This is a genomic window from Imperialibacter roseus, assembly GCF_032999765.1.
In the GTDB taxonomy this organism is placed as follows: domain Bacteria; phylum Bacteroidota; class Bacteroidia; order Cytophagales; family Cyclobacteriaceae; genus Imperialibacter; species Imperialibacter roseus.
The window spans coordinates 924452-941017 of the sequence record NZ_CP136051.1 but is presented as its reverse complement, the minus strand read 5'-3'; the positions used below and the strand labels follow the sequence as shown (position 1 = coordinate 941017).

The 16566-nt window shown below is 48.7% G+C and carries 15 protein-coding genes; 12 read left to right on the top strand and 3 right to left on the bottom strand.

Annotated elements, in window-relative coordinates; all coding sequences use genetic code 11:
• Window positions 1-17: 17 nt before the first annotated feature.
• Window positions 18-1100 carry an efflux RND transporter periplasmic adaptor subunit gene (locus RT717_RS04070; protein WP_317490453.1) on the bottom strand — a complete coding sequence of 361 codons (1083 nt, stop codon included), beginning with the start codon at window positions 1098-1100 and terminating at the stop codon, window positions 18-20.
• A 388-nt stretch (window positions 1101-1488) separates the two neighbouring features.
• Here RT717_RS04070 and RT717_RS04065 point away from each other — a divergent pair, with 388 nt between their 5' ends.
• The 5 genes from RT717_RS04065 (at window position 1489) to RT717_RS04045 (ending at window position 6735) form a co-directional block, all read left to right on the top strand.
• A complete protein-coding gene (locus RT717_RS04065) occupies window positions 1489-2916 on the top strand; it encodes a sulfatase family protein (RefSeq protein WP_317490452.1) in 1428 nt (475 codons plus the stop codon).
• 87 nt (window positions 2917-3003) lie between these two features.
• Window positions 3004-3291 carry a hypothetical protein gene (locus tag RT717_RS04060; protein WP_317490451.1) on the top strand — a complete coding sequence of 96 codons (288 nt, stop codon included), beginning with the start codon at window positions 3004-3006 and terminating at the stop codon, window positions 3289-3291.
• 99 nt (window positions 3292-3390) lie between these two features.
• Entirely contained in the window at window positions 3391-5109 is a 1719-nt protein-coding gene (locus RT717_RS04055; protein ID WP_317490450.1) for a GH39 family glycosyl hydrolase, read from the top strand.
• A 33-nt stretch (window positions 5110-5142) separates the two neighbouring features.
• Entirely contained in the window at window positions 5143-5508 is a 366-nt protein-coding gene (locus RT717_RS04050) for a cupin domain-containing protein (protein WP_317490449.1), read from the top strand.
• Window positions 5509-5736: 228 nt separating this feature from the next.
• Window positions 5737-6735: an NADP-dependent oxidoreductase gene (locus tag RT717_RS04045; protein ID WP_317490448.1), complete on the top strand. Its 999-nt coding sequence runs from the start codon at window positions 5737-5739 to the stop codon at window positions 6733-6735.
• Between the two features lie 15 nt (window positions 6736-6750).
• On the opposite strand, the gene RT717_RS04040 is transcribed toward RT717_RS04045, so the two are convergent.
• Window positions 6751-7749, bottom strand: coding sequence for a Gfo/Idh/MocA family protein (locus RT717_RS04040; protein ID WP_317490447.1), 999 nt, complete (start codon window positions 7747-7749; stop codon window positions 6751-6753).
• A gap of 205 nt (window positions 7750-7954) precedes the next feature.
• On the opposite strand from RT717_RS04040, the gene RT717_RS04035 reads away from it, so the two are divergent.
• The 7 genes from RT717_RS04035 to RT717_RS04005 all read left to right on the top strand — a co-directional run bounded on the left by RT717_RS04035 (window position 7955) and on the right by RT717_RS04005 (window position 15527).
• On the top strand, window positions 7955-8365 hold the full coding sequence (locus RT717_RS04035; RefSeq protein WP_317490446.1) for a GlcG/HbpS family heme-binding protein: 411 nt from the start codon (window positions 7955-7957) through the stop codon (window positions 8363-8365).
• 39 nt (window positions 8366-8404) lie between these two features.
• Entirely contained in the window at window positions 8405-9271 is an 867-nt protein-coding gene (locus tag RT717_RS04030; protein ID WP_317490445.1) for an alpha/beta hydrolase, read from the top strand.
• Window positions 9272-9356: 85 nt separating this feature from the next.
• A complete protein-coding gene (locus RT717_RS04025) occupies window positions 9357-9986 on the top strand; it encodes a DUF6624 domain-containing protein (protein ID WP_317490444.1) in 630 nt (209 codons plus the stop codon).
• 202 nt (window positions 9987-10188) lie between these two features.
• Window positions 10189-13443: a S41 family peptidase gene (locus RT717_RS04020; RefSeq protein ID WP_317490443.1), complete on the top strand. Its 3255-nt coding sequence runs from the start codon at window positions 10189-10191 to the stop codon at window positions 13441-13443.
• Window positions 13444-13587: 144 nt separating this feature from the next.
• Window positions 13588-13833, top strand: coding sequence for an AbrB/MazE/SpoVT family DNA-binding domain-containing protein (locus tag RT717_RS04015; protein ID WP_317490442.1), 246 nt, complete (start codon window positions 13588-13590; stop codon window positions 13831-13833).
• Complete coding sequence (locus RT717_RS04010) at window positions 13824-14147, top strand: type II toxin-antitoxin system PemK/MazF family toxin (RefSeq protein WP_317490441.1); 324 nt, start codon at window positions 13824-13826, stop codon at window positions 14145-14147. Before RT717_RS04015 ends, RT717_RS04010 begins: the two co-directional genes overlap by 10 nt.
• 120 nt (window positions 14148-14267) lie before the next feature.
• On the top strand, window positions 14268-15527 hold the full coding sequence (locus tag RT717_RS04005; RefSeq protein WP_317490440.1) for an aminotransferase class V-fold PLP-dependent enzyme: 1260 nt from the start codon (window positions 14268-14270) through the stop codon (window positions 15525-15527).
• A gap of 217 nt (window positions 15528-15744) precedes the next feature.
• On the opposite strand, the gene RT717_RS04000 is transcribed toward RT717_RS04005, so the two are convergent.
• A complete protein-coding gene (locus tag RT717_RS04000) occupies window positions 15745-16449 on the bottom strand; it encodes an NUDIX hydrolase (RefSeq protein WP_317490439.1) in 705 nt (234 codons plus the stop codon).
• Window positions 16450-16566 lie beyond the last annotated feature (117 nt).

The window sequence follows — 16566 nt, the reverse complement described above, 5'->3', positions numbered from 1 at the left end:
GATTTTAAGGATGCTGATTATTCCGCATACAGCGTTAAATGCGACAGTACTTCTGCCGGATCCTTCAATTCAAAACTTATTTCCTGATTTTCTCTGACCAGCCTCAGCCCTTCCAGAAGGATTTTATCGTTTACTTCCAACCCGCTCTGAACGGCATAAATGTGCGGCATTTCGGCTGAAATGGTTATTGCCCTTGACCTGATCTTATTCTCCTCGTCGATCACATAAACATATCTTTTGTCAAGGATTTCGAAAGTCGACTTCTGAGGGATAAGCAGGGCGCCCTTAAGGTCTACCGTCACTTGTATATTGCCTGTCTCGCCATGCCTGAGTAATCCATTGGGGTTCGGAAAGGTTGCTCTGAAAGCAATATTGCCGGTTTCGTTGTTAAAGTCCGCCTCAATGGTTTCCACCACGCCTCTGTGGTTGAACAGCCTGTTGTTAGCCATCAAGAGACCAACCTCCATCTTGTCTTCAGATTTAACACTGGATTCGTATTCCAGATACTCTGCTTCCGGAACATTAAAGTAGACCCACATTTTGCTATTGTCCGAAAGGTTTGTCAACAGGTCTCCCTCGTCGACAAGGCTACCCTGCCTTACGTGAAAACGATCCATAAGCCCATCGAAAGGTGCCCTGATTTGGGTGAATCCCAGGTGAACTTCAGCCAGCGATACCTCAGCCATTGCTTTATCATATTTGGCTTTGGCCAAGGCCAGCTCATTTGGTGCTACCACATTACTTTCGGCAAGTCGTTTTGTGTTCTGGTACTCAATTTCAACAAAACTGGCCTCAGCTTGTGCCTTTTGGAGCTCCGCTTCATATAGTTTGGGCATTATCTGGAACATTAGCTGCCCTTTTTTTACACGCTGCCCTTCGTCCACGTATATTTTTTGCAAATAGCCTTTTTCAAGTGCCCGAAGTTCAATGTGCTGTACGGACCGAATTTGACACACGTAATCTTTTGTAACGGTTGTGTCCATCCTCAACGGACTAGTCACTAAAAATTTAGTTTCTTCCTCCTCTTTTTCCTTGTGCGATTCACAGCTTGTGTAGCACAACAGGGCACACAAACCCACGAACATGAGCGTTTTATTCATAATAATTTTGCGTTCTTGATTCTCCAAAAAACTTGATTATTTCAGTTGTCACTTTTGACTGAACAAAATTCATCTACTGATTCTGAAGTATTTCGGGAGTAATTCTGAAGTTTTGCTGAAGATTTAAAAAAAGCCTTGTAGGAGGTTGCTAATCGTGCAAAAAACAGCGCCCAATAGTGAGAATTTGTAAAGAGTTAACCGGCAAGCTTGCACAAAATTTGAAAAACTACCCGGTTACCTTGTGCAATTGATTATATTGGATTGTCAGTAATAACACTCGAAAAACAGTGAAAAGTACGTTAAAAAACCAGGTCACTGTTCTTGCAGTCGGCATCTTCGTCAAAGCGGTTCTTACAAAAAATTTAACACTCGCATACAGTTTGACACAATGGATAAAATAAGAAAACTCGCCATCGTGTTACTGGCAACCGCCGTTTACGGGTGCGGTAACGAATCCGAAAAGGTTAGTCAAAAACCGAACATCATCTATATCTATACCGACCAGCAAAATGCCAGCATGATGAGCTGCGTCGGCAACCAGTGGCTGAAGACGCCAGCCATGGACTACATAGCCGCCAATGGCATTAGGTTTACCCGGGCCTATGTGACCAACCCTGTTTGCACACCTTCCAGAGTAAGCATGATGACTGGCAGATTTCCGGGCTACTTCAATGACGCTAATGGTCAGCCGGTGCGGGAAAATGTTGGAGCCATGAGGATTCCTGACGTGTCGGTAAACGTGCAAAGCACCACCATAGCAGCTTACCTGAAAGCGGCCGGATACGACCTGGTGTTTGGCGGAAAGGAACACCTACCAAAGTCACTCACGCCGGAAGTGCTTGGCTTCACCGACATCACAAACGATGAGCGAGACGAGCTGGCCCTGGAGGCAGCAAAGTACATTTCCACACCCCATGAAAAGCCCTACTTTTTGGTGGTGTCGCTGATCAATCCACACGACATTTGCTACATGGCCATTCGGGATTTTGCGGAAACACAGCAGGAAAAGCGGCTGCTCGAAATTGGCGAAACAGAATTAGCCACACTCGACGAGGCGCTAAAGCTGCCTGAGGGTATAAGTGAAGAAGAGTTTTTCAGCAAGCATTGCCCTCCACTACCACCTAATTTTGAACCTCAGGAAAATGAACCGGCCGCCATTAGCTGGCGGGTTGATCAAAGAAATTTTCAGAAGCAGGCCCGTGAGCACTACACCGAAAAACAATGGCGCATGCATCGCTGGGCCTACCACCGCCTTACAGAGGTGGTTGACAGGCAGATTCAAACAATTTTGGACGCACTGAAAGCCAGCGGACAGGAAGAAAATACCTTGGTTTTGCTTTCCAGCGACCACGGCGAAATGGATGCATCACACCGGCTGGAGCACAAAAGTCTTCTATATGAGGAGGCAGCGAACGTCCCCTTTCTGGCCATGTGGAAAGGCCAGATTCCGGCGGCAAGGGTCGACAGCACCCATCTGATATCCAACGGATTGGATCTGCTGCCCACCCTGTGCGACTACGCTGGCATCGACGGAAAATCAGATCCCCGGGGAAGGAGCTTGCGGCCTTTGTTCGAAGGAAAGAAAGTGGACTGGCGGGAGCATCTCGGCGTAGAAAGTCAGGTGGGAAAGATGGTGGTGTCAGCAGATGGCCTCAAATACCTGCGGTACGACGTGGTGGGTATAGAGGAAAACCTGATCGACCTTAACAACGACCCCCACGAAATGACACATTTTACGGCCAATCCCAAGTATGATGAGAAATTAAAGGAGCTAAGAAGCGCTTTTGATGAGGAATGGTTTCCGGGAGGAAAATAGATGGCAACAGAAGCTATTTTCCTTCATGCCAAGCCAGCAACCTGAGGCAATCTTGCGCCGTTAAAAGAAGAAACAACCTCATTCCCTATGCACGGCGCAGGTTTTGCCATCGATGCGATTAAAACCCTCAGGAACAATAGATCACTCCTGAAAGGAAAAGGTGCAGGGCCTTACAAAAACTTCGACACAGCTTACATCACCGATTCCATCATTTCCAGAAAGGCTCCGGTTTATAGAAAGGCAAGCACTCAATACCTCGCATCCCTGAGAGCACAACTGGCGGTTGATAACAAGCGACGTACTACTAAAAAAAGAATGCTGCTGGTGGCAACTGTGGCCGCAATCAGCCTGGCTTTTTACTTCCTTCTTTTCTGATCCAAAATTCGGTCAACCTTAGTTTTGTGAAGTTGTAGCTACAGCAAGCCAGTAATTTTGTTTACATTAGGCTGACTGCTACATCCAACACCTCTTCTAATGGCCATATCAAAATCATTGGTTTTGTGGAAGCCAGTATGCTTCCTACTCTTTTCTATTTCCACCTATCATTCCTCCGCCCAATACGCCGTTGAACCTGTAACCATCCAGGTTGACCTGTCTAACGAAGTGGGCGAACTGCTGCCCATATGGTCCTGGTGGGGCTACGACGAGCCCAATTACACGTATATGAAAGATGGGCAAAAGCTGCTTTCGGAAATAGCGAAGCTCAGCAAGGTACCAGTGTATGTGCGTGCCCATAGCCTGCTTGTTACAGGCGAAGGTACCTACGGGCTGAAATGGGGCTCCACCAATGCCTATACTGAAGATAAAAAAGGTCGACCCATTTATGACTGGACGATCGTCGACAGGATATTCGACACCTATATCGAGCGGGGCATGAAACCCTTCGCTCAAATCGGATTCATGCCACAGGCACTTTCGAGCAAACCTGAGCCTTATCGGCATTACTGGAAGCCCGGCGCAGAGTACAACGACATTTACACAGGCTGGGCTTATCCGCCTAAAGACTATAAAAAGTGGGCTGAGCTGGTTTACCAGTGGGTAACTCACTCTGTGGATCGGTATGGAAAAGAAGAAGTGGAAAGCTGGTACTGGGAGCTGTGGAACGAGCCTAATATCGGCTACTGGCAGGGCACCACTGAGGAGTATATCAAGCTGTATGACTACAGTGCCGATGCCGTAAAACGAGCATTGCCAACAGCCAAAGTAGGTGGCCCGGAAACCACAGGCCCGGACTGGGACAAAGCCGAAGAGTTTCTCCGGACATTTCTCGATCATGTAGTGTCCGGTAAAAACTACGTGACTGGCAAAACCGGCTCTCCTCTGGACTTTATTTCGTTCCATGCAAAAGGCAGTCCGAAAGTGGTGGACGGCATGGTGCAAATGAACATAGGTACTCAGCTGCGTGATATCGACAAAGGGTTTGAAGTCGTAGCCTCCTACCCGACCCTCAAACACTTACCTATTCTGATTGGCGAGTCAGATCCAGAAGGGTGTGCGGCGTGCTCAGAAGCCGATTACCCACACAATGCTTACCGCAACGGCACCATGTATGCGGCCTATACAGCTGCCGCCTTTGCCAGAAAATACGACCTCGCCAAACACCACGGCGTCAACCTCCTTGGGGCCATTACCTGGGGTTTCGAATTCGAAGAGCAGCCCTGGTTTGCCGGTTTCAGAGACATGGCTACTAATGGCGTCGATAAGCCAGTGCTCAATACCTTCCGCATGTTTGGCATGATGGAAGACCAAAGAGTGGAAGTAAGTCAGGACAACTTAAGCTACGACTACGTCAAAGTCCGGGATGAAAGTGTGCGAGGCCCGGCACCTGACGTCAATGCATTGGCTTCAAAGTCGCAAAAAGCAGCTACAGTAATGATTTGGAACTATCACGACACCAATGACCTGGCCGTGGAAGACTCTCCCGTTAAAATAAATATCGGGGGTTTTCCAACAGATGGAAGAATCTTGCTCACCCACTACCGAATTGATCAGGAGCACAGCAACTCTTACACTGTGTGGAAAGAAATGGGAAGTCCGCAAAACCCTACAAGCGAACAAATGGCAACTCTCGAAGAAGCAGGACAGCTTAAACTATATGGCTCACCTGAATGGATGGATGTGAAAAACAAAAAACTTACCATCAGTATGAAGCTTCCAAGGCAAGGCATTTCTCTGTTGAAGCTAGAGTGGTAAATTTGTCAAAAAAACCTGCCTCCAACTTTTCCAATGAAAGCTGACCTAATCAACATCAACGAAAAACTCTCCCTGTTCTCTGACCACTGGCACCCACGCATTGTGGGCGAGCTCAATGGCCAGCATGTGAAACTGGCCAAGCTCCTCGGTGAGTTTGTGTGGCACAAGCACGACGACGAAGACGAATTGTTTTACGTGATCAAAGGGGAGCTGAAAATGGAATTCAGGGATAAAACCATCATGATCCACGAAAATGAATTCCTCATTGTACCCAGAGGCGTGGAGCACCGGCCTGTGGCTGAAAAAGAAGTTTCCGTGATGTTGTTTGAGCCTGCTTCAACGGTTAACACAGGGAATAATCCCGGTGAACTTACAAGGGAGAAGATCGAAAAGATCTAAACGACTACAGTATCCTGCAGTTTTCAGTGGGGGTCAATAGTTGGGTGTGCTTCTGGTTCAAAACATGACTTTTGGTGATCGTATTCACCAATAGTTATGCTTTTTGGTGAATACGATCACCAAAAAGCATAATCCCGCCAGACTGCTCAAGAATTGAAGTTTCAATAGGTGGGTGAGCATTCATCGAATCACCGCTTTTCTTATACCTTTACCTTCAAACACTCAAGCATGACTACGCAACAAATCGTTCTGGCCGCCAGACCCGTTGGAACCCCCACCAAAGACACTTTCAGGTTTGAAACCACAGAGGTACCCGCACTGCACGCAGGCCAGGTACTTCTACAGGGATTGTACTACTCGGTCGACCCCTATATGCGTGGCCGCATGAGTGATGCCAAGTCGTATGCCCCACCCTTTGAGGTAGGCAAGCCCTTTTACGGCGGCGTAGTAGCCAAAGTGCTTTCAAGCAAGTCTGACCTTTTCAAAGAAGGGGATGTGGTGCTTGGCATGCTTTCGTGGCAGCAACAGATCGTAGCCAATGAGAAGGAATTAAGGAAAGTTGACACGACGATTGCACCCGCCAGCTACTACCTCGGTATTTTGGGAATGCCGGGGCTTACTGCCTATTTCGGTCTTATGCATATTGGGAAGCCGAAGGCGGGAGAAACGGTGGTGGTGTCGGGTGCTGCGGGCGCCGTTGGAGTGTTGGTAGGGCAAATGGCCAAAATCCATGGCTGTAGAGTAGTGGGTATCGCCGGCACAGACGAAAAGGTGGCGCTGATCAAAAAAGAATTTGCCTTTGACGAAGCGATCAACTACAAAACCACGCCCAACATGCGATTGGCCATAAAAGAGGCATGTCCCAATGGAGTTGATATCTATTTTGATAACGTGGGAGGCCCTATTTCAGATGCTGTGATCAGCAATATTAACTTTCATGCTCGCATACCGCTGTGTGGACAGATCTCGTTGTACAACAATACTGAAATGGCTTCCGGGCCTCGCTTACAGCCTATGCTGCTTACGAGAAGCGTGCTTATGCAGGGCTTTATCGTTTTCAATTTTCAAGACAAATACCCGGAAGGTTTCAAACATCTGGCTCAATGGGTGAAAGAGGGCAAACTAAAAACGACTGAAACTATTATTGATGGATTCGATCAGCTACCAACAGCGCTATTGGGCTTGTTTAAAGGACACAATACTGGTAAAATGTTAGTGAAGGCTTAGCCGAAAAGTGGGTGATCAAATCGTCACCCAACTTTTGCTTTTACCACTTTCGAAAATAGCATCAATCACCTTCATGTTGTTAACGGCATCTTCCAGGGGTGTCGGTACTGGTTTGTTGTCGAGTATGGCCTTCGCAAAAACATCAGCCTGACAGGTATACTGGTCAGCAACAGGGAGCATGATTTCTTCCTTTTTTTCCTTCGTCACCAGCCAGATCCGACAGGGAGTGTCGGGCGGTGCATTGGCTGGTATTTCTATTTCCACATAACCCTCAGTGCCAAACACTATACAGCGCTGATACGGCATGAGTTGCGTAGAGCACGTGAAGGTGGCTGATTTTCCACCTGAAAAATCGAGCAGCCCCGAAGCTATTCTGTCCGTTTTCATCACCGGATCAAAATCCAACAGGCCCACAGCCCGTGTTGGTTCTTCACTAAAAAGGAACCTGGGAAACGAAATGCAATAGCAGCCAATGTCCATCAATCCGCCGCCGCCAATATCGGCCTGGTTACGGACATTGTTGGGGTCAACATTGTAATAAGAAAAGAAAGACTGCACCATTTTGGCTTCCCCAATGGCGCCCGACTTCACCAGCTCTTTTGCCTTCACCCACTGCGGATGGAATCGATACATAAAGGCCTCCATTACCCTGAGCTGAGGATGCTTTTTGCTTACCGCCAATAGTTGCTCGGCTTCTGTGGCACCCAAACCCACCGGCTTTTCGCACAGCACATGCTTGCCAGCTTCTATGGCCTTGATCGTCCATTCCACATGCAAATGATTGGGCAATGGATTGTAAATGGCATCTACCGCAGGGTCGGCCAGCAGCGCTTCGTAGGAGCCATGAGCCCTCGGTATGCCCAGTTTCTTAGCCGCCTCATCAGCAGCAGACTGGTTTCTGGAGCTGATCGCCACTACGTCGCAAAACTCACTTTTTTTGATGCCAGGTATCACCTTGGTCATTCCAATTTTGGCGGTGCTTATAATGCCCCATCTAACTTTTTGCTGTGTCATTGTTATTGATGACTTGTGGAAAATATGGTTTCAGACAATAATAGCCACTTCAGGCTGATAATGAAAATCCGGTCGGCTCAATGGCAGGCCGGTGGCACGCTCTACACACCTTTGGCTCAAAGGCTCGGGCAAAAGTTTAATATTATGCCTATTTTCAGGGCTTACCACGTAAAAGACACAAATAACTTAAACCCACTAAGTGTAAATGCATACGATTCAGAAAGTAAGTGCGGAAGAAGCCCTCAAGCTCGTTGCAAAAGCCGTAGAGCTGGCTAAAGAAATCGATAAAAGCATCGCTGTAGCCATAACAGGCACTGAAGGGGAGCTCATCTCCTTTCTTCGCATGGACGGTGCCAATCCAGCCACAGCCCAAATCGCCCAAAGTAAGGCTTACACCAGCGCCAGGGACTGGAAATCAACCAGGTCCATGGGAGAATTTATGCGCACCGTTAATCGTGAACAAGGCTACTGGACCGATACTGGCATTACCGGCTTTGGTGGTGGCCTCCCAATTGTCCAAAATGAAAAAGTAATTGGTGGCATCGGCATCAGCGGACTCACCGAATCGGAAGATGAGAGGATAGCGGAAGAAGCTATAGCCGCTGTTTTCCCATAAGTCCCATCCAGAAATAGAGATGAACTGCTAATCTGCAACATGATGAGAAAGTATACCACACAAACAACCCTGGTGACAGCGCTACTGCTACTTCTATCCACGCAGCTGGTTGTCGGACAGCAGTACAAGAACATTGTTTATGCAAAAACAGGCAGGGACCTGCTAGTCGATATATACCTGCCTGAAAATTCGCCTAACCCTTACCTGGTGGTGTGGGTGCATGGAGGCGCCTGGCATTCGGGTTCAAAAGAAAACCCACCCAAAGGGCTGCTCGAAAATGGTTATGCCCTGGCAAGCGTCGACTACCGACTGAGCGTGGAGGCACCCTTTCCGGCCATGGCGCACGATGTCAAGGCTGCCATTCGCTACCTGAGGGCTAATGCCAAAAAATATGGGTACAGGTCTGACAAAATTATCGTGGCGGGCTCCTCCGCAGGTGGGCACCTGGCTGCATTAATCGGCACTACCAACGGAAACAAGGAACTGGAAGGTACTCTTGGCGACTTCCTGACCACAAGCTCCGACGTGCAGGCAACCATTGACCTGTACGGCCCCACCAACTTTACAACCATCCTGAGTCAGTCAACCCCACACGGCATCAGTGTGCGGGCACCAGCACTGGCTCTCCTGCTGGGCAAGCCTGTAGAACAAGTGCCAGACCTGGCAAAGCTGGCCAGTCCTGTTTATCAGGTTGACCCTACCGACCCACCGATCTTCATTGCGCATGGTGAACAGGATATTCAGGTACCGATCAACCAGTCGTTGGAGCTGGTGGGTGCTTGCGAGGCAAATCACGTGAGGGTGCAGTTTGAAGTGGTGTATGGCGCTGGCCATGGCACGCAGGAGTATGACAAGCCGCAGTTTACTGATAAGATGGTGGCGTTTTTGAAAGAGGTGCTAAAGTAGCAGACAAAGTATAAGTTCCAGGTTTTCAATAAATACCATTTTCACATTTTCTTTCTTAAGTTCACTGCAAAATGAACCCAGAGCCATGAAAAGATACTTCCTTCTAATAGCCTCCGTATCATTTATCCTCGGCTGTCAACCAAAACCAAGTTTCGACAAGGAAAAACTAACGGTGGAGCTTGATAGTATTTTGGAAATTGACCAGAGGTACAGAAAAGAGTTACTGGCAATAGAAGAAACTGGTGGTAGGAACTCTCCGAAAGCAAAGGAAGTAATAAAGAAAATCTGGCAGGCAGATTCTTCCAATGTAAGGCGGATTGTTGAGATCATTGACATGGTGGGTGGCTACCCCGGAGAATCAATGGTGGGCGGTTCTGCCGGCAGAGCAACCTTTTATGTGCTTCAGCACGCTCCAGATAGTATTCAGGACAAATACTATGACCTTATCATTGATGCTGCCAGCAGAAATGAACTAAAAAAGAGCCTTGCGGCCATGTATCAGGACAGATACCTGATGCACAGAGGAGAGCCTCAGATTTACGGCACCCAGGTACGTACTGAATACAAAACCGACCCGACCACAGGCATGAGATTTGACTCAACTTATGTTTGGCCTTTGGCCGATACAACAAACATAGATTCAATACGAACCCTGAGTGGCATGGGCCCGCTGGAAGAATACCTTAATCAGTTTGGCGTCAGCAGGTGGGAATGAGGGTAAACCAACCTCTGCGTCTTTGAGTGAAAAATACATAAATGGAAGGTTCAGTTTCTGGCGAAAATATTAAATTGAATAACTAATTATTCCTTTGCGCTGCAACATCACTGCCTGAGCATCGCAATCTCCACCCTATGCGACAGGCCATTCGCCTGGCATACTATTTTGATTTATCGACCCATTAACCATGAACTCAAAAATGAAATTCCGCCTATCTATTAACTACGGTTTTACTTTAACCCTATTACTTATCGCCAACAGTTCAATCTCCCAGGGCGTTGAAGGCTACTACCGCTTCCCCAATATCCACGGCAACACCGTAGTGTTTACCGCCGAAGGCGATATTTGGACAGTGCCTCTTACCGGTGGCCTGGCGCAACGACTCACCACTCACGCAGAAGAAGAAACGGATGCTGCCATTTCTCCAGACGGCACCACCATTGCCTTTTCGGCCAGCTACGAAGGGCCGCAGGAGATTTACACCATGCCCATCTCCGGTGGCTTACCCACCCGCTGGACCTATGAGGGCGATGCCTCCACGATGAACTGCTGGACGCCCGACGGAAAAGTAGTGTACGATACAAGAGCGTTTGCCACACTGCCTGACCGTCAGCTGGTAACCATTGACCCTGCCACCAAAAAGAAATCCAGGGTGCCACTTGCGCAGGCCAGCGAAGCGTCGTTCGACGCCACAGGTAAAACGGTATACTTCGTAAGGCCATCGTACCACGGCAATGTGACCAAGAGGTACAAAGGAGGCACTGCACGACAGATTTGGAAGTATACCGAAGGAAGCCCGGAGGCAGTTCAGCTTACACTCGGCTATGCAGGCGAAAGCCACCATCCCATGTGGTACAATGGGCGTGTTTATTTCATCACAGACAGAGACGGCACCATGAACATATGGTCGATCAACGAAAACGGTGGCGGCCTGACCCAGCACACTACTCACAAAGACTTTGACGTTCGGGACGCTGGCCTCCACAATGGCCAAATTGTTTACCAATGGGGCGCCGATATCTGGCACTACAGCATTCCTGACGACACGCAAACCAAAATCGACATCAGGATTCCCACGGACCTGGATCAGCTCAGGGAAAGATGGGTAGACAATCCAGCTCAGTACATCAGTTCTGTTTCACCTGACAAGGAAGGAGACAAAATTGTGATCACGGCCAGAGGGCGGGTCTTCGCTGTTCCGGTGAAATCGGGCAGAACAGTGGAGTTCACTGACAAAAAAGACGTTCGGTACAGAGATGCCGTTTTCTCCGCCGACGGCAAGAATATTTACACCCTTTCCGACGAAAGCGGAGAGTTTGAATTCATCAGTATGCCTGCCAATGGCATTGGTGCCCAGAAAGCTATCACGAAAGACGGCACCGTGCTAAGATACAAAGGGGCGCCATCGCCCGACGGAAAATGGCTGGCTTACGACGACCTGGAGAGGCATATGTTTGTCCTGAATCTGGCAACGGGAGTCAGCAAAAGAATCTCAACCGGCGAAGAAGGCATCGGCATGTTTTCGTGGTCTCCCGACAGCAAATGGATAGCCTTCGTACAGTCGGCCGACAATACGATGGATCAGATTTTTGTATCCAATGTCGATACGGGTGATACTTTCCCCATTACTACCGACCGAGCGAACAGCGTTTTTCCTGCCTGGAGCCCCGATGGAAAATTCATCTATTTTTTATCGGATCGCAGCTTTACCACGTTGGTAGGCTCACCCTGGGGAGCAAGACAGCCAGAGCCGTATTTTGATGCCAAGGAAAAGATTTACCACATATCCCTTCAAAAAGGTACGAGATCACCCTTCCGTCCTGACGATGAATTAGCTGTTAAAACAGACAAGCCTGATGGTAAGGAAGGTGATAAGAAGGAGGAAGCTAAGCCTGCGGTTGCCATAAAAATAGACAAAGACGGCATTACGCAAAGAATTGAAGAAGTGCCCGTTAGCCCGGGCAACTACAGAGGACTTGAGGTGACAAAGAAAGGCCTTTACATGCTGAGTAGAGAAACAGGGGTTGGCGCCAAAACGCACCTTGGCGTAGTAAAGATCACCAACGACGACCCCAAGCTGGTCACGATGATTGAAGACATCAACGGCTTCGATCTAACTGGGAATGGAGAGAAAATATTGGTGGTAAAACAAAGGAATTACTACATGGTTGAAGCGGGCACCAGTAAGGTGGCTGACTTGAACGATAAGAAGATCGACCTCAGCGGCTGGAAGTTTGCCATTACACCTAAAGAAGACTGGGAGCAGATCTTTACTGATGCCTGGCGCATGGAAAGGGACTACTTCTACGACAAAAACATGCACGGTGTCAACTGGGATGCTATGCATGCCAAATACCTGCCTTTGGTGGATCGGGTAACGACAAGAGAAGAGCTTTCGGATCTCATCGGTCGGTTCGTTGGTGAGCTTTCTGCCCTGCACACCAGCGTGAGAGGCGGCGACACGAGAGAAGACGAGCTCAACATAGTGGTGGCCAGCCTTGGTGCCATCTGTTCGAGAGACGACAGCAAAGGAGGCTACAGCATCGACTACATTTATAAAGCTGATCCAGACTATCCTGATGAAAAGTCGCCACTGGACGACCCCTATCTGGACATCAAAGTGGGGGACGTCATTACCAGTGTGAATGGGAAGGCAGCTTTGAGTGCTGTGGACATTGGAGAATTGATCCGCAACCAGGCCGGTAAGCAGGTCAGAATGAGCGTAAAACGTGGCTCCGTTGAAAAGGATGTGATAGTGGTGCCTATGAGCAACCCTTACAGCTTGCGTTACAGGGACTGGGAATATTCCAGAAGGCTGGAGGTAGACAAAGCCACAGCGAACAGTGTGGGTTATGTTCACCTGCAAGCTATGGGCAGCAACGATCTTGAGCAGTGGTACCGGGAGTTCTATCCGGTATTTGACAGACAGGGCCTGATCATAGATGTGCGCCACAACCGGGGCGGCAATATCGAAAGCTTTGTGCTGGAGAAGCTATTGAGAAAGGCGTGGATGTACTGGAAAAGCCGCTCCGGCAAACCGTACTGGAACATGCAGTACGCTTTCAGAGGGCATATCGTGATTCTGGTAGACCAAAACACGGCGTCGGATGGCGAATCCTTTGCCGATGGTTTCAAAAGGCTGGAGCTGGGCACAGCCATTGGCACCCGCACCTGGGGAGGTGAGATTTGGCTGAGCGGTGTCAATACTTTGAGCGATGGTGGCATTGCCAGGGCTCCCATGATGGGTGTTTATGGGCCAGAATGCAAGTGGCTGGTGGAAGGCCATGGGTTCGAGCCAGATATTGTGGTCGACAACCTGCCTCATGCGACCTTCGAAGGGGAAGATGCTCAGCTGAAGGCTGCCATCGAGTTTTTACAAAAGAAGATCGAAGAAGACCCAAGGCCGGTGCCACCAGTGCCAGCGTATCCTGATAAATCGTTTGAGAATAAATAACCGGATAGGCCACTTACCCTCCATCCTACCCGTTTGCAACAGGTAGGAATGAGATTGGCGATTTTATCGCCTTTTCAATCCTGGTCGGATATCATTTGAATGTTCTCAAGGAATGTAATAACTTTGTAATTACATAACATCATTATGAAGACATCTATTATTCAAATAGGTAACTCAAAAGGGCTCAGGCTAAGCAAACAAGTGCTCGAACAATACCACATTACTGATGAAGTGGAGTTGATATTTGAAAAGGATCAGATTGTGCTACGGCCTATTCAGCAACCGAGAAAAGGTTGGGACAACGCCTTTAAAGAAATGGCGAAAGAGGGAGATGACAAGCTTTTGATCGACGATGTATTGGCTGAAGAAGACTTCGACGAATGGAATTAAGTCAATACAGCATCGTTCTCGTCAACCTTGATCCTACGGTGGGAAGTGAAATCAAAAAAACAAGGCCTTGCGTCATCATATCGCCTAATGAACTAAATTTCAACATTCGCACTGTAACAATTGCGCCGATGACCTCAACATCAAAAAACTACCCAACGAGGGTGCGGGTCAATCATGATAAAACTGAGGGGTGGATTGTACTGGATCAGATAAGAACTATTGACAAGCAGCGGGTCATTCGGTTGCTGGGCAAATTGGCTTCACATGAAATTACTGAGGTAAAAAGGGTATTAAAGGAGACTTTTGTGGATTAAAACCCATCCTACCCGTTTGCAACGGGTAGGAATGAGACTGGCGGTTTTATCGCCCTTCCAACCAGGCCTTATAAAAATAAAGCCTTGTCTGTTTTAAATAAGGAATACAACTTAGGGGTTATGAGTAATAGACGCAGCTTTCTTCAACAAGCCTCCAAAAGTGCCATCGGTATCTCCGCCATACCATTTCTATCAACTGTACCAGCTTCCTTCCAATTCCCAACAGCAGACGGCGAGGCCTACTGGGCCGAGTTGAGAAAAGCCTTTCCGCTACAAGACAAGCGGGTGTATTTCAACAATGGCACCTTTGGCCCCTCGCCAACTCCGGTACTTGACACCATTAAAAAATACCTCGATGAAACCAATGGTACCGGCGAGTACGGCCATACCGACAGAGCAAGAGAAGTACTGGCAGCCTATGCCGGCGTAAAAACGGAAGAGCTCAGCCTGACACACAACACCACCGAAGGAATCAACATCGTTACCTGGGGATTGCCGCTCAAAGCAGGAGATGAAGTCATCGTCACCCTGCACGAGCATGTGGGTAACGCACTCCCCTGGCTCAACCGGGCCAAACTGCATGGTATTGTACTTAAGCCATTCGAACCGGGGCTCACGGCGGACGAAAACTTAAGTAAAATAAAAGCATTGGTGACAACCAAAACCAGGGTTATTGCCGTCCCCCATATTACTTGCACCACCGGCCTTGTGCTGCCCATCAAAGAGATTGCTGCCTGGGCCCGAAGCAAAAGCATTTTCACGGCTATTGACGGAGCGCATGGTGCAGGTACTTTCAACCTGAACCTGAAGGAGTTCGGCTGCGATTTTTATGCCACTTCCTGCCACAAATGGATGCTTGGACCGAATGGCACCGGATTTCTTTATGTAAGGGAAGAATTGCTCGACACTTTACAAGTCTATCAAGTCGGGGCCTATTCCGACACCGGCTGGGATTTGTACAGTAACCCGCCCAGTATGGCGACCTATGTTCCCACTGCCCATCGCTACGACTACGGTTCCCAAAGTACACCTATGTACATGGGTGCTGCAGCTTCAGCCGATTTCCACATGTCGGTAGGCAAACAAAAAATAGAGGAAAGGGTACGGGAATTGTCGAGCCTTCTTTTCGAAGGGCTTTCGGGACTCAAAACAAAGCTCGACATCCTTACCCCTGCCGAAAAGCAGTCGAGGATCTGTATGGTTACATTCAAACCGAAAAACATTGGCTACAGGGAGTTCAATAGCCTGGGTGCCAAAGCAGGCTTCCGTCTACGAGTCGTGCCCGAAAGCCATCTCGACGCCATCCGGGTATCGACGCATATCTACAACTCGAAAGCGGAAGTGGAAAGGTTTGTGGAATTTGTTGGCGAAACGCTTTAAGAACGGAAAGGTCGGAAGACCGAAGACGGAAGACCGCACGAAGAAGGCGTCGGCACGGTAGCATTGGCTATCAGCGAAGGAAACCGTCAGACGTCTGGGACGCTGATTGGCGTCTGACGGCCCCTCCCTTTTGCCCTCTTGCCGTACCGACGCATGTCATCCCATCTTTGCTGCGAATAATGGGTATTTGGTACATCGTTGTCCAATACCCAATTCCTCAACCCTCCAAATCCTCACTCCTTGCAAACGAATAAAGAAACGGCGCTTTGTGTGCTCCTCCATTGTACAGCTTCTCATGGCGTACCAGCAGGTCCGACGCCAGCAACTTCCGCTGGAAAGTAGTGCGGCGCAACTTTTCTCCAAGAATGGCCTCATACACCGACTGTAGCTCTTTCATGGTGAATTTCTCGGGTAGCAGGTTGGTCAGCTTGTGGTCGAGGTTTTGCCTGAGTGTTTGAAGTGCTTTGTCGACAATTTTTTGATGATCGAGTATCAGCACAGGCAAATTGTCTACGTCATACCATGTACAAGAATCTGAAATGGCGTCCGGCCGGGGCACCACCTGCTTGTAGTCGATGAGTGCGTAGTAGGCCACCGAAATGAAACGGTCGAGCAGCCAGTGGTTGTCGGGCACCTTGTCGTTGAGGCCTTGCATGATCGTTTTCATCACCTCCGGTTTGAAGCGAGCCATGTCGCCAAAGGTGTAGAACTGTTCCAGAAAAATGTCGTCTAGTCCGGTCCGCTCCTTGAGCCCTCTTCGCACTGCATCATTCAGCGCCTCATTGGTTCTCACAAAGCCCCCTGGCAGTGCAAACAGCCTGGTATTGTGATACTCCATGATCAGGATTTTCAGCTTGTCGCCAGAGAAACCGAAGATCACCGAGTCGTAAGCAATATGAGGAAGGAATTCCTTTGGATTCATTTGAGCATTGAGAGTGTAAAATGCGTGCCACCAGCCCGGCTGCAGCCCTCGCCGTGTGCACCACAGGACCACAACGCTGATTCATCACTCCCAATAATTGACAATTAATAGGAGTTA